General features: G+C 34.5%; 11 protein-coding genes. 9 read left to right on the top strand and 2 right to left on the bottom strand.

The features are described 5' to 3' along the window. Positions 1–121: 121 nt before the first annotated feature. The 5 genes from secF (at position 122) to Fokcrypt_RS02770 (ending at position 5173) form a co-directional block, all read left to right on the top strand. On the top strand, positions 122–991 hold the full coding sequence (gene secF / locus Fokcrypt_RS02790) for a protein translocase subunit SecF (protein ID WP_323722019.1): 870 nt from the start codon (positions 122–124) through the stop codon (positions 989–991). A gap of 22 nt (positions 992–1013) precedes the next feature. Beyond that, positions 1014–1604: a glycerol-3-phosphate acyltransferase gene (locus Fokcrypt_RS02785; protein ID WP_323722018.1), complete on the top strand. Its 591-nt coding sequence runs from the start codon at positions 1014–1016 to the stop codon at positions 1602–1604. A 3-nt stretch (positions 1605–1607) separates the two neighbouring features. Then, positions 1608–2459 carry a hypothetical protein gene (locus tag Fokcrypt_RS02780; protein ID WP_323722017.1) on the top strand — a complete coding sequence of 284 codons (852 nt, stop codon included), beginning with the start codon at positions 1608–1610 and terminating at the stop codon, positions 2457–2459. Positions 2460–2520: 61 nt separating this feature from the next. Beyond that, positions 2521–3657 carry a hypothetical protein gene (locus Fokcrypt_RS02775; protein WP_323722016.1) on the top strand — a complete coding sequence of 379 codons (1137 nt, stop codon included), beginning with the start codon at positions 2521–2523 and terminating at the stop codon, positions 3655–3657. A 91-nt stretch (positions 3658–3748) separates the two neighbouring features. Then, on the top strand, positions 3749–5173 hold the full coding sequence (locus tag Fokcrypt_RS02770; RefSeq protein WP_323722015.1) for a trypsin-like peptidase domain-containing protein: 1425 nt from the start codon (positions 3749–3751) through the stop codon (positions 5171–5173). Positions 5174–5177: 4 nt separating this feature from the next. Here the strand turns inward: Fokcrypt_RS02770 and Fokcrypt_RS02765 are convergent, their stop codons facing one another. Further along, positions 5178–6485 carry a sensor histidine kinase gene (locus Fokcrypt_RS02765; protein WP_323722014.1) on the bottom strand — a complete coding sequence of 436 codons (1308 nt, stop codon included), beginning with the start codon at positions 6483–6485 and terminating at the stop codon, positions 5178–5180. Positions 6486–6615: 130 nt separating this feature from the next. Here Fokcrypt_RS02765 and frr point away from each other — a divergent pair, with 130 nt between their 5' ends. Next, positions 6616–7182 (top strand): ribosome recycling factor, encoded by a 567-nt coding sequence (gene frr, locus Fokcrypt_RS02760; protein ID WP_323722013.1) that lies wholly within the window; start codon positions 6616–6618, stop codon positions 7180–7182. 48 nt (positions 7183–7230) lie between these two features. On the opposite strand, the gene Fokcrypt_RS02755 is transcribed toward frr, so the two are convergent. Continuing rightward, positions 7231–7722: a ClpXP protease specificity-enhancing factor SspB gene (locus Fokcrypt_RS02755; RefSeq protein ID WP_323722012.1), complete on the bottom strand. Its 492-nt coding sequence runs from the start codon at positions 7720–7722 to the stop codon at positions 7231–7233. 192 nt (positions 7723–7914) lie between these two features. Here Fokcrypt_RS02755 and virB11 point away from each other — a divergent pair, with 192 nt between their 5' ends. The 3 genes from virB11 to rpoB all read left to right on the top strand — a co-directional run bounded on the left by virB11 (position 7915) and on the right by rpoB (position 15007). Further along, positions 7915–8910 (top strand): P-type DNA transfer ATPase VirB11, encoded by a 996-nt coding sequence (gene virB11, locus Fokcrypt_RS02750; RefSeq protein ID WP_323722011.1) that lies wholly within the window; start codon positions 7915–7917, stop codon positions 8908–8910. Between the two features lie 130 nt (positions 8911–9040). Further along, complete coding sequence (nusA, locus tag Fokcrypt_RS02745) at positions 9041–10624, top strand: transcription termination factor NusA (RefSeq protein WP_323722010.1); 1584 nt, start codon at positions 9041–9043, stop codon at positions 10622–10624. A 57-nt stretch (positions 10625–10681) separates the two neighbouring features. Next, positions 10682–15007 (top strand): DNA-directed RNA polymerase subunit beta, encoded by a 4326-nt coding sequence (gene rpoB / locus Fokcrypt_RS02740; RefSeq protein ID WP_323722009.1) that lies wholly within the window; start codon positions 10682–10684, stop codon positions 15005–15007. The last annotated feature ends 33 nt before the right edge of the window (positions 15008–15040 follow it).

The following is a 15040-nucleotide window of genomic DNA, read 5'->3' as shown; positions in this document are numbered from 1 at the left end:
TGGTCTGCGATGTGCTGATTGTTAAAAAAACAAGCAGTTTTTAATTGCATTAGGAGCATTCAAATAATTAAGATAAGTCCTACGATGATTTATAAGTTAGAATATTACAGTGTTGAGTAACATGAATTTCAATTTTGTCCGCTATTTTCGTTGGGCAGTACTCCTAAGTATCATACTAACAACTTATTCAGTTTTCATTTTTCTTTATAAAGGGTTGAATTATAGTGTGGATTTTACAGGTGGTATTGTGATGGAACTTACAGCTAACAACCAAATAAATAGAGATATTCTAGAGCAAAAATTAAAGCCTTTTGTAAAAAATTTAAGTGAAATAAAAAAAGTGCAAAATCACTATATAACGGATAGGGAGCTTTTTCTCGTTAGGGTAGGAGGCGCGGAGAACAATGTGAAAAATTTAAGTAGAATGGTGCTTGATAGTTTAAAGGAATATAACCCAACTATAGAGAGTATGCAGTATATAGGCCCTAAACTAGGAAGTGAGCTTTTGCATAGAAGCTATTTTGCGATAATTGTTGCGCTTCTAGGTATTATGATATACACGTGGTTAAGGTTTAAAATGGAATTTGCAATTGGTGTACTGATAAGTCTTGTGCATGATGCTGTAGTTACGGTGGGATTTTGCTCGACTTTTGGGTATGAATTTGATAGTGCTTCGATAGCTGCTTTGTTGACAGTAATAGGGTACTCTATTAATGATAGTGTTGTAATATATGATAGGATAAGGGAAAATTCTAAAAGCAATGTGCCATTATCTGATGTTATTAATTCTAGTATCAATCAAACACTTTCTCGCACTACAATGACAGTAGCGAGTACTATAATTGTGTGTGTAGTGTTATTGCTCTTTGGTGATGAAAAACTCAGGAGTTTCAGCTATATTACGACGTTTGGAATAGCATTTGGTACCTATTCTTCTATTTTTATATCAGCTCCTATTGTGCTATTATTCAGTCCAAAATTAAAGCTTTAATGTTTTTTTTCATCTTGTAAATATGAAGATATATTTTCTATATTGTGTTGTTTGTTATCTTGTTGGCTCCATATGTTTTGGAAAAGCGATAGAAGCTCTTTTTGGGCTTGAGGATTTACGCAGTGTTGGCTCGGGGAATATAGGTGCTACTAATGTTTATAGAGCTGGAGGTGCTATACCAGCAGCAATCACTCTTTTCTTAGATTGTAGCAAAGGATTTGCAGTTGTTTCCGGATTGTATTACTTATCTCAAAATACATCTATAAGCATTCTGATATTTGGTAAATTTAGTATGGCATTGATATGTGGTGCTCTCGCTATTATAGGACATATAAGACCACTTGTTATGTATCAAGGAGGTAAGGGGGTAGCTACTGCGTTAGGTGTTACACTAGGATTATCTCCACTTTCTGCATTACTCGGTGTAATTGTATGGTTGAATGTTTTTTTACTAGTAAGAAATGTAGCTTTATCATCATTGTGTATGATATGGGCTATGTATATTCAGATAATAAAGTGTGAAGGTGGTATTTTTGCTACTATTGCCTGTATGGTTTTCACATTCTCCTTTCAAATGATTACCTTTGCACATAAAAGAAATTTTACGCATTAAAGTATGTCAGATAGCAAAAACTTATCTCTTACAAGGACTAAGCTATATGCTTTGTCAAAAGTAGATGATGTGATGTCGTACTGTGATGCATCGATCATTGCTAACATTATAGTAGCAAAATATAGAGAATTTGGATATGCAGTTGTTTTAAATAAGTTGTTGATTGCTGATAATTACATTAAAGTTTGCGGAAATTATTTAGCAGAGAGAAGGTTTATATCTGATTTGCAAATATCTGATGATATGTGGAATTCTGCTGCAAAGTTGATTGGAATAACTCTTTTTAAAGAAGCCGTATTATCAGAAATAGAAAAGCTATTTAAGATAATATATTGCGGTGAGATAGCATTTCAGATAATGCATCTTATCAACAAAGACGTAGTTGACTTTCTTATTAGGGAAATAGAAAAGACTTGCGGAGTATATAAGCTCCGTTCTAAATCCTTTCATTCTTTAGATAATTTAGGAAAAATTTCTGTAGATTTAAAATCAGATTCGTCGATATCTTATCTTTGCTCTTTTCAAAATAAGTATGTTAAGATATCCGTCCATGATTTTTCTACGAAGATAAGATGGGATTCTCCTGAAATATTGCTTATTGCTGATAATGATTGTTCAATGCAAATTAGTGAATTACGTACTAATATGTTGAATAATCAAGTACCTGTACTCATCACTTCGATGAAGGCTAATTTTTCAGAGCAAGATACAGTTTTATGGTGTATTGCTACGGCAGTCTCTTATAGTTTTCACTTAAATTTACCTATAATCGTTATGGTATGTCATGCTACAATACGGCAAATGGCTTTTATATTGGATGATTTTTCAATTAGATTAAATTTAGGTAATGAATAATATTGCATATTAGGTTTGCGAATGTCACTATTAATTACAGCAATGCATATAAAAGTATTTAATGCGTGGTATTTTCTGTGTTGTGATACCATTATGTATCGTGTTTTCTACCGCTAGCGCAGATGATACGCAGCTTATTCAGAATTATGCAAATGTTTTAAATAAGCAACGAGATGAAAGTCAGGAGGTATTTCGTAAAGAAAGCATAAGTTTTGATGCTTCACTTATAAAAAAAGCGTTTTTTGGAATATCTGGTGGAATATCTACCAATTTCGAACTTACTACTGCCGCACCAGTAGTGCCTTATGCATTAGATGGTAATGTTCAAGGAGGCTCCAGTATAATATCATTAGCAGAAAATGTTAGAAGTAATAGTGTTTTTGCTCAGGTAGGGTATAATTTGTATGCTCAGGATACTGATGTTATTTCGTGTGGTTTAGCAGTAGGTTATACTACCACTACGAGTAACAATAACACCACTACGAGTAATAATACCTCTTCTTCAGATGATAGTAGTAGTGCCCCATCTTCGGGTAATGTTGCTACTGCTCTGGAAGTTGACAGACTTAATATAGGGGGCTTTTTGCAATATCAATATTATTTTACCTCGTTAAATGGAGTATATTGCTACTTAAAAGCGTATGCATTTGGTAGTCAGGTAAAATTAGATCTGTCTGTAGCAGATGATTGGGAAATGGTATCGGCATATGGGCCAGCTTATACTGATAGCACATGTTTGACTCCAGTTAATGCTGCATATGTACAAAGTACAAGCTTAGCTTCTGTAGAGTCTGCAATAGGATTTGGAACTTCATATAATAAGATGTTTTTCTCTCCTGGTGTAGAACTTGGGGTGGGCTATTTATGGAATAAATTAGGTATGTATTTTGGATTTTGGGGGAATTTTCTCGATTCACAGCAATCGGTGTTAGGGAGCGATAATTTTGGTTCTATTATTAAGAAGAAAAATGTTGGAGAGCTGCAAGTCGATAATGCTGCAAATTCCTTTTATAATGCTGGTACTACATCAACATCAGTTATGACTCGTATCGTAGGAAGTAGTACTAAATGCATTCAAATTAATCAGGTAAAAAGTCTTTCTTCACTTAATGATAGTGTATATAATTTCAGTAATCTTAAGTTAGGTACTAAAGAGTTTGTTTTTTCTTTTGTTGGGGGAGTGAATTGGTATTTTTAAGGCAATTATCTATGTTATTGCATTATATGATGTGAGGCTATACAATCCCACCGTTCCGTCGTTTCAGTTCTAAAATTAATAATTATGGCTTATGTGTTACATTAAATTTCTTATCTCTTTGGTTACATCTCTTTCTCTGTTTGTTATATGTACAGAAGCGTACGGAGATGAAGCGAGTGTTGTTACACCATATCATTATGATTTAAGCCAGGTTGCTGAAAAAATTCTTCCTGCAACTGTTGAAGTGAGAGCGCATTATACTAGTAAAGAATCCGTGATGGAGGTTGATGATTTATTTCGAGAGTTTGAGAAATATATGAAGGAAGGTGTTCCATCTCGTAAGAAATTACTTGGTTTTGGCTCTGGGTTCATTATATCCAGTGATGGATATATTGTTACGTGTGCTCATGTAATTAAGGATGCAAGTAAAGTAAGTGTTCTTTTAAGAAGTAATGGAAGAACAAGAAGGGTAGATGCGAAAGTTATAGGGTATGATGAGATGAGTGATGTTGCGGTAATAAAGGTAAAAGAGTCAAATTTGCCATACTTGAAATTTGCTGACTTTAGTAAAGTAAAGGTTGGGCAAACAGTAGTAGCATTTTCTTCTCCTATGGCTCTTTCGTGGTCATTCACAAGTGGGGTAATTTCGGATATAGGTCGTGATGGTTATGTGCAAACAGATATGTCAGCAAATAGGGGAAGTTCAGGAGGAGCAATGTGTAATATTCATGGTGATGTCATAGGAATGTTAGCGTTTATTACTACTTTTCCAAGTTCTTCGGCTTTTTCTGGAATATCTTTTGGTATACAGGGTGATAGCGTACAAAAAATAGCTCTTCAACTTATTAAAATCGGAAAAGTTGAAAGAGGATATTGGGGAGTGTGGTTACAAGCACTAGATGAAGATGTTGCTAAATCGTTACAATTGCGAGATGAAATGAGTGGTGTTTTAGTGACTGATGTAGCTCCTGGCTCTATAGCTCAAAGGGATGGTATAAAAGCAGGTGATGTAATACTTGAAGTAAATGGACAAGTAGTGAACAATACTGCGCAACTTGCAAAAATCATACGAGAGAGTGATGTTGGGATTAAGTTGCCGGTAAAAATAATAAGAAATGGTAATTCGATAATGCTGAATGTTGGAGTGGAGAAAAAGGTTGATAATGAAAATGATGCACAAGAAGAGCAATATGGAAAGTCTATCAAGAAGAAGAGTACAAAACTTGAAATGGGTGCTTATGTCAAACCTATTACTCAAGAATTAAGAGATCTCTTTCATATACCTTCTACAATTACATATGGTCTTGTAATTGTTGATATAGAGCAAGATTCTATTCTTTGGGATACTCAAAAGCCTGTGATTGGATATGTGATAGTAGAAGTTGATGGTACTAAAGTAACTTCAACAGGCGATTTTGAGAAGGCCATTTCAAGTGCAAAAAGAAGAGAACAAAAATATGTAAAAGTCGTAGTAGCTAAGGAAAGTAGGATGTACATTGGATTAAGGATTAAGTAAAATTTTAAACAGTCATAGACTTTTTGTCTATGGCTTTTGTATTGGTCGCACTACCTCCTTTGACGTGAGGGAAATCCATAAAGAAACTTGTTCCTTCTTTGTTCGAAGTGCACGATATTGTAATTCCTAGCATATCACACATTTTTCTGCAAAATGCTAGTCCAATTCCATGTTGTGTAGTGGGAGAACTTGTCTCAGGAGTCATTGATGAAAATAGGTTAGATAATACATTTGATTTTATAGACTCTCCATTATTCACAATAGTTACATTATTTTTTCGAACTTCGACTATAACTTCTACATCTTTTCTTCCACCGTGTACAAGAGCATTTTGTATAATATTATTGATGATAGATTTCAATAATCCGGATGGAGAATTATATATAAAATCTTCAATAATGTTGAATTTAATATTAGGTTTTTCTTGATACAATTCTCTTAAACTTCTTATTACAGTGTTACTCAATGAAAGTCCGGTAGATATTTTGTTGTCTTTTGTTTTTGATATTCTTATGGATTGTAATAACGTACTAATGAGATTTGATACTTCGATTAAATACGAATTCATATGAGGTAGCAATCTATCACATACAAAGGCAATATCTGGTCCCTTTAATTCTAAAATATCGTCATTTCTTGCGTTATTTATGATTTTTTGTAGGCTATCTAGTAGCATTCTAAGTGTTGCTATTGGCGCGTTAACTTCATGTGCTATAGCAAAGCCTAAAAGCCTAGATTCTACTATTTCTTTCCTGTCAAGCTTTTTTTCTACAGTAGAATTGAGGTGCTGATATACTACTAGTAGAAATGCTGATACTGCAACCAGTAGGAATCCATGTTCTCTATAATTTTCTAATTCCCATGTTAGTTGGGAGAATCCATCGTCGCTAAGCGGGATTGGCGCCGATATTAAGAGTGCTACAAAAAAGCTTGGTACTGTGAGAAATATAACTTCTATGTATGAAAAAAATAAGCTAAGAAGTAAAAGTATCAATGTTGTACTTAAAAGATAGTGCATTCCAAAAAGAGATTGGAAGAATAAAAAGAATTGCATAAATGAAATAGAGAATGCAAGTACTAGGTAATAGTAGGTACCTCTATAAATTGATGGGACGAATTGAAAATATTTTTCACAAAAATAAATCGAAATCATTGCTGCGCCTGCAATAAATTGCAAAACGGGAAACGGTGCTGGTATTTTCAAAAGTACTGGTAATATGAAAAACGCAAGCGAACATGTCATAAGCACCTGTAACTGCAAATAAAATCCTTTCTCCATCATTTTACTAGGAAGAGAAAGAATAAAGTTCACAATATGCTTAGTAAATATTTTTTTTATTGAACTATATAAAAACACAAATAGAGAAAATTTTTATTGCCAAAACACGCCGCTATAGATAGCTGTATTATATTGACAATTCAACGTATAATGTATTTTTAAAATGTTAAACGCAGAAGAAATGAATGCTCTTTTCGCTGATATAGCCAAAAAAATGGAGGGAGCAATCGATAAATATAAAGAATTATTGGGAGGACTACGAGTAGGACGTGCTACTCCCAGTATGGTAGAAAATATACAGGTGGATGCATATGGAAGTAAGATGCCAGTTAATCAACTTGCTAATGTTTCTGTTGCTGAAGCAAGAGTATTGTTAGTAAAGGTTTGGGATGACGGTTTAGTGAGTAAGGTCGAAAAAGCAATTATTGAAGCGAATATAGGTTTAAATCCTAGAACTGAAGGGAGTACTTTGAAGATAAATATACCAGAATTATCTGTAGAAGTGCGAGAGCAACTTAAGAAAAAAGCTGCTTCATATGCAGAAGCTCAAAAGATTGCTGTTAGAAATGTTAGAAGATATGCTTTAGATGTGCTAAAGAATTTAGAAAAGGAAAAAGTTATCGATGAGAACACTATGAAAGATGCTTCTAAAAAAGTTCAAAAAGTAACTGATGAACATGTGGAGCAGATAGAAAAGTTATTAGATAAGAAATGTTCGGAAATGGATTAGAACGATTTTAAATAAGGAAGTACATTGTGTAGTTGATCATCCCTTTAGTTATCTTGAGCGCGAGAAGATGTCTCTCCCATCTAATACTAAGACATTGTCTTCGATTCTGTGAGTTATATTTTGATATTTGTCCAGCTCGCTTTCTTTTTCTCCGAATAGTTCTGTTTGTGGTATATTTTGTACGGAGAGTAATTTATCGAAATCCACTGAAAAGCCAGCTACTTTATCTTCAAACCTTACAAGGGAAGGGAAGGGTATGGAAATATTTTCATTCATACCATTGAAAGATAGGGTAACGGAGATTGCTTCGTATGATACTTTCAAATCCCTAAATTGATGTTGCAGTATTATTGTCATCTCCCTAGGATATTGAGCCTTAAGTCTATCTGAAAGGACTACTCCATAACTTCTTGTGTCAAAACTGATTACTATGCAAAAGTGATAAGTGCCTGTAGGTGCAGAAGCGAGGGTTTTCACAACATCCATCACTATCAGTTTCATTAGGTTTGAATATATCAAACCGTATTTAATTGTATCCATTACTGAAGTAAAATTCTGTATTTTTCATACGAGATTGTACTATCAAAATACTTACAATGCAAAGCGTAAATATATGATTTTAAATGTGTGCTACATAGTACATTAAATTTAGTTTTAATTCATATATCGATGAACGGGTTGTTATTTTTACTTTTTTATGTAAAGTTAAGGAAAAGTACTCTTTATTAGAGCATGTCTGCTAAAATTACTGCATTAGAAACTTATCTCGCTCCTCTCGAAAGTATCTTCGCTCAAGACGGTGTAAGTGAGATATCTATTAACAGGTATGGTGAAGCATGGATTGAAAAAATGGGAGAATTGTATAAAGAGCTTATTCCTGAACTTAACGAAATTCACTTAAAAGGGCTGACTACGTTAATAGCGAGTTTTACCGAGCAGAAAATAAGTGAAGAGCAACCGATTTTATCTGCTACTCTTCCTAATGGATTTCGTGTTCAAATAGTAATACCACCAGCTACTGAGATTGGCACTATTGGAATTTCTATAAGAAAACCATCTGGTATGAATTTTACTCTTGAAAAATATGAACAAGCTGGGATGTTTCAGAAGGCTGCAATAAAGAGTGTAAAAGATCCATATCTCAATGAGTTGCAATCACATCTTGATAATGGAGAGATAAAGCTCTTTTTAAGAAAAGCTGTTACTTACAAAAAAAACATTATCGTTAGCGGTGGTACTTCAACAGGAAAGACCACTTTTACAAATGCACTTTTACAGGAAATTCCAGCAAAGGAGCGGTTAATTACATGTGAAGATGCTAGAGAAATTTCGTTACCTTTACATGAAAATAGGTTGCATCTTATAGCTTCAAAGGGTGGACAGGGTAGAGCTAATGTTACAATTAAGAGCCTGATAGAAGCTTGTTTAAGATTACGTCCAGACAGAATAATAGTAGGAGAGCTGAGAGGTAGTGAAGCATTTGACTATTTAAGAGCGATCAATACTGGTCATCCTGGGTCAATTGCTACTCTTCATGCTGATTCTCCTGCAATGGCTATATCGCAACTAACTTTGATGGTTATGCAAAGTGGAGTAGAAATGAGTCTAAACGACATTACAATGTACATTAAAAATGTGGTAGATGTAATAGTCCAAGTGAAGAGGGGAGAGAAGGGTTTTAGGTATGTATCTGAAGTATTTCTCAATAATGAGAAGGAGAAAAAATAAATAAATGTTAGTAATTTAAATATTCTTGTTGAAATCGCTACATGATTTGGTGTAGAGTTTTCACCATAGTTATTTCTCGTGAATAGTGAGATAAAACGATTCGTAATTCTAAAATACCCCCTCTGGAAGTATGAAGGAATCTGGAATATTACAGGTAGTTCAGTACGTGTCAAGAGAGAAGAGCATGCCAGTTGGTTTACTTTTCGAGATGCTGGAGCAGACCATAGAGGACGTGATGTGCAGTAAGTACGGCAATCACAGATTTAAGTGCCGTTTTGATAGGAAGACTGGAAAGAGCGTCCTGTATAAAATCACTGAAGTAATAAGTGACGAAGATGCTCTGCTCGTATCACAGGAAGAAAATGCACAAGAAGCAAATATTTGTGATGTTATTTCTGTTTCTGAAGCTAAACAAAACGGACATGTTGTAGAGGTTGGAGATGAAATTTTGGAAGAAGTGCCAATGCTAGATATCGAACCTTCTATTGTTTCTAAAGCTCGTGTAGCACTTATTTCGAAAATAAAGAGGATAGAAGCAGAAAGAGAATTTGAGGAGTATAGTGAAAAAATTGGTGAGATGTTTTCAGGAGTTGTAGAGAAAGTAGATCGTATGGCTGTTGTAGTGAAGCTAGCGAATGGAGTGCTCGCAGTGATTCCACATAATCATCAATTGAGACAGGATAATTTCATACATGGCACTAAAGTTAAAGCTGTGTTAGTAGAGGTGAAACCTTCTCAAGATGAAGAGCCTCAGTTGATTTTATCTAGAACTTCTGATCTCTTTTTGGAGCAATTGTTACATAGAGAGGTGGCGGAAATTTATAATAGCACCATAAAGATTGTGAGAATAGCGAGAGAAGCTGGTTCTCGTTCAAAGGTTGTATTGTATTCTAGTGTTTCTTCCATCAATCCGGTAGGGGCGTGCATAGGTATAAAAGGTAGTCGTGTGAAAGCGATAATGGCTGAATTAGGGGGTGAAAAAATAGATTTTATACTATATTCGGATGACATGAGAGAAATGGTAGTTAATGCAATATCTCCAGTTGTTCCTCAAAAAGTCTCTTTTAGTGAGGATGAAGATGTAGTAAAAATTATAGTGGGTTCCGGAGTTGCTCACGAGGTAATAGGTAGGAATGGTCAAAATGTAAGACTTTTATCAGAACTTATAGGAATGAGAATTGAAGTTGCTACTGAGCAAGATTTAATTTCAGATGCTTATAACAAAACTAAAAAAGATTCTTTGATTCTTCAAAAGCGGTTAGATATAGATATGATATTAGCACAATTATTGATATCCGAAAAACTGAATACTGTTGAGAAAATTGCAGAAACAAGCGTCTCTGACTTGAGTGCGATAGTTGGTGGAGATGCTGAAATTGCAGAAGAGCTGATTTCTCGAGCTAATTTGGCAATTCAGCTTGGAATAGAAAATCATGCTGATCTTGAAGAGGAAAAGGGAGATAAAGCTGCTTTTGCTAATATAATTGGAATGACTTCCGATGGCCTAGTAAGAGAAAAACAGATGATGATGAGAGCATTTGCTCGTCTCAGATTAAATTCTCTAGCTAGGATTGCGCCTTATTCTAGCGATGAATTATATGAGATGTGTAATGCTAAAGGATTTGATATAAGGAAGGAGTTGTTGGATATCGTGATAGCTAAGGCTAGGCAAAAAGCCTACTTTTCTATTTTTAAAAATTCTGATGATTCTTAATGAATTTTCGTGATTTAGTGTAATGGTTCAAGATTTTAATAAATTGAGTTTTTCAGAATGAAGGATACATTTTTACTTGCTGAGTTTGCCAGATTGCGTAAATTCTATGGTCGTACATGCTTGAGTGATGTTTTCGGAGAAAATGATTTGATATCTACTCAAATAGATTCTTATCGTGATTTTCTACAATTAGACGTTGAGCAGGATAAAAGAGAGAATGTAGGTCTTGAAAAGTTGTTACGCTCTATTTTTTCCATAGAGAGTAATGAGGGTAATGCAACTTTAGAGTATATGGGATATAGGATAAATCCTTCTAAGTATTCTCCTCAAGAATGTAAAAGACGTGGAAATGCTTCATATTCTGGTGCTTTAATTGTTAAATTGCGGCTAGTTACTTGGGAAAAGAAAGAGAATGGAAGAGAGATTAAAAGTATTACTGAGCAAGAAGTTTATGTTGGGGATATACCACTTATTACTGAAAGTGGTTCATTCGTAATAAATGGAGTAGAAAAAGTTGTAATACTTCAGTTACACCGTTCTCCTGGTGTGTTATACACTCACGATGAAGGAAAAAGTAATCCAAGTGGTAGATATCTCTATTCTGTTGTTATAGTTCCACGTTCTGGGTTTTGGCTAACAATAGAGTTTAAAGCAAGTGGTATCATAATGTGTAAGAGCGAAAAAGGCAGAAAATTTCCTCTTACTACATTATTTAGAGCTTTAAATTTTAGTACGAAGCAGATATTTGAGACTTTTTACGATAAAGAGTGTTGCGAGTATCATGCTATAGGTATGTGGCGTAAGAGCTTTAATCATCTGGAGTATAGAAATAGAATGCTCAATTTTACGGTTTTTGATGTTGTAAGTGGTGAGGATTTTTTGAAGCCAGGTGATAGAATTTCTCCTAAAGTGATAGAAAATTGTGAGCAGAGGAAAGATAGATTATACTGCATTTTTCCTTCTCAAAGCTTAGAAGGTAGATATTTCATGTATGATGTACTTGATGATGATGGAGATGTGCTTGTAGAAGCTGGTACTAGAGTTACAGTAGAAATTTTGGCTGAAATAGAAAAATTGAAAGAGAATAGATGTTTTACATTGATTGCAGTTCCTAATCCTGGAGGAGGATATTATATTAGAGATACGATGATTGCCGATCCAGCAAAAAGCACTGAGGAAGCAGTAGTACAGGCTTATCGCATTTTAAAACCTGGAGAAGTGATGCCGGAATCTGGTGCTAATTTGCTGCATGATATGTTTTTCTCTGGTAAGTATGGATACGATTTATCAGATGTTGGTAGAATGAAGATGAATCTCACCAACAGGACAGAAGTTCCTCTAAATGTTCATCATCTCACTATTGAAGATATCATAGCTATAGTGAAGAAGTTATGTTTTTTTATGGATAACGGTGGTACTCCGGATGATCAAGATAATCTCGGTAATAGGCGAGTAAGGAGAGTAGCAGATCTTTTTGAAGCTCAATGTTCTTCTAACTTAACAAGGATGAGAAAGAGCATTTTAGATAAAATGTCATCTGTTGATAATATTGAAGCGTTTAATCCTTATGAATTGGTGAATTATAAATTTCTTTCACTAATGTTGTTTGAGTTCTTCAATCTTTCCGTGTTATGTAATTACATGGCGCAAACTAATATATTGTCTAGTATCAGTGAGAAAAGACGTATTTCGTGTTTAGGTCCTGGTGGTCTTACTCATGATAATGCTCCAGGTTCTGCAAGGGATGCTCATAGAACGTATTATTCGCGTATATGTTCTATAGAAACTCCAGAAGGTAAAAATATTGGTTTGATAAATAATTTAGCTTTATATGCAAGAGTTGGGCGTCATGGATTTTTAGAAGCTCCTTATCGTAAAATAATAAATGGAGTTGTCACAAATGAGGTAGAATATTTATCTGCATTGGAGGATATTGACACATTGATAGTTCAAGCAACAGAAGCAGTTGATGATAATAATGAGTTTGTTAATCCTACTGTAGAGTGCAGGTTTAATGGTGCTAGAGTTTATGTAAATAAGAATGTACCGAAATATATGGAAATTGCATCAAAGCAACATGTTTCTGTTTCTGCTTCTCTCATACCTTTTATTGAAAATTGTGATGCTGTAAGGGCGTTGACAGCTTCTAATATGCTTCGGCAAGCAGTTCCGTTAATGCGTCCTCAAACGCCTCTTATAGGTACTGGAATGGAAAAAGCAGTTGCTCAAAGTTCTGATATGATGGTAAAAGCTAAAGAGTCAGGGGTAGTAGTTTATGTAGATGCCGTTAAAATTATCATTAGAAGAGTAAGCGAAGGACAAAAAACTGATTTTGATATTTATAATCTGAACAAATATTTACGTAGTAATCAATCTACTTGTTACAATCAAAAGCCTACGGTTAAATTAGGTGATTTTGTAGTAAAAGGCAGTGTTTTAGCTGATTGTTGTACTGAATATGGGCAGTTAGCTCTTGGCATGAATATAAAAGTCGCATATATGAGTTGGTATGGCTGGAATTATGAAGATGCCATTATAGTATCTGAAAGGGTAGTAAGAGATGATTATTTCACGTCTTTTCACATAGAGAGGATAGAATGCATAGTGAGAGATACAAGATTGGGACCAGAGCGCGTAACTCGTGATATTCCAAATGTATCAGAAAATTTACTAAATCATTTAGATGAATATGGAGTTGTAATGCCAGGTTGTGTAATTGATACGGACAATATGATATTAGTTGGAAAAGTTACTCCTCAGCCTGAAGCTCCAGTTACCCCAGAAGAGAAGTTATTGAGAGCAATTTTTGGCTCTAAATCATCCGATGTTAGAGATTCTTCTCTAAGAACATCTTTTGGAGTAAGAGGTGTAGTAATAGGTGTTGAAATTTTTGTAAAAAAAGGAGCGGATTCAGATGACGAATTATCCATTATGAGATGTAGAGCTATTAATAATGCTACTAGAGAATATGAAGAATACGTAAGATTGCTTGAAGAATTTGTATATGATGAGTTGAAAAGTATCCTTTTAGGACAAGAAATTAATAAAAATACTAAAGAGGTTATTACACAAATAGCTTTGGATAGTTTAGATAAAGAAAAGTGGTTTGAGCTAGATGTAATAGATGATGTTGTAGCTAGTAAATTAGATAATTTGAAGAAAGTTCTTACAATTAAAAAAGATAAGTTAAGTGCGGATTTTGAGGCTCGTGTTGCTCAGATTAACGAAGACGATACTTTGCATTCGGAAGATCTAAAAGTAATTAAAGTTTATGTTATGGTAAAGCGTAGATTACGCGTAGGAGATAAAATGGCCGGTAGGCATGGAAATAAGGGAGTTGTTTCAATTATAGTACCAGAGGAGGACATGCCTATTATGGAAGATGGTTCGAAGATCGATATTATATTGAGCCCACTTGGTATTCCTTCCAGGATGAATATAGGGCAAATATGGGAAGTAACTCTTGGTAGAGGATTGGTTGCTTTTGGTGCGAAAATAAAATCTTTGAGAGAGAAAGCAATTGCATCTGGTCTTAAGTTTGAAGATGTAGAGAAATTGAGAGATACAGTTATAAATTTTTACTTGGGAAATATAAAACAAGAAGAAAAAGAGAAAAATTTAGGTATAGGTTGGGGGATCATGAATGACGATGATAGTAACGTTAATGTGGATTCATGTGAAGTCATTATTGATGCTATCAAACAGAATGAGAGATGTTATTCGCCTTCTTCCATAGTAAAGGTTTTAAAAAGCTTATCTTCTGATAGTTTGATAAGATTAACGAAAGAGATGGGTAATGGTATTCCCATCGCAACTCCAATATTTGATGGTGTGAAAGAGCATGATGTGGATGCTCTTCTTAAGGATTGTGGTATTAGCACTTCAGGGCAAGTGAAGTTAAGAGATGGAAAAACTGGAGAATATTTTGAAATGGAGATAACGGTTGGTGTACTGTATATGTTAAAGTTACATCATTTAAGTGAAGAAAAATATCATGTTAGAGCTACAGGTCCTCATGCATGTATAACGCAACAGCCTTTAGGAGGAAAAGCTAAGGGTGGTGGACAGCGTTTAGGAGAAATGGAGGTATGGGCATTAGAAGGATATGGAGCAGCGTATAATTTATATGAGATGCTGACTATTAAATCAGATTCTGTAGATGGACGAAATGCTGCGTTTAGGGATATATGTAAACTTATGGAGCATATTCGTGCTATGAATTATTGCACTATTATGCCAGAGTCTAGTTACATTCTTTTAAGTGAAATGAGATCTCTTGGATTGCATGTTAAGTTATCTTATGATGAGGGATTTCATTCTCGTGGTGTGACTAAAGTAAAGGATATAGAGATAAAAAAAGATGATGTTGAAGTGAAATCGTGAGCTTAGAGTTTTTTTTGTATCTTTCAATTATTT

This window comes from Candidatus Fokinia cryptica (genome assembly GCF_034359305.1).
GTDB lineage: Bacteria > Pseudomonadota > Alphaproteobacteria > Rickettsiales > Midichloriaceae > Fokinia > Fokinia crypta.
Note: the sequence above shows the minus strand (reverse complement) of the source record. Positions and strands in the feature narration are given on the sequence as shown.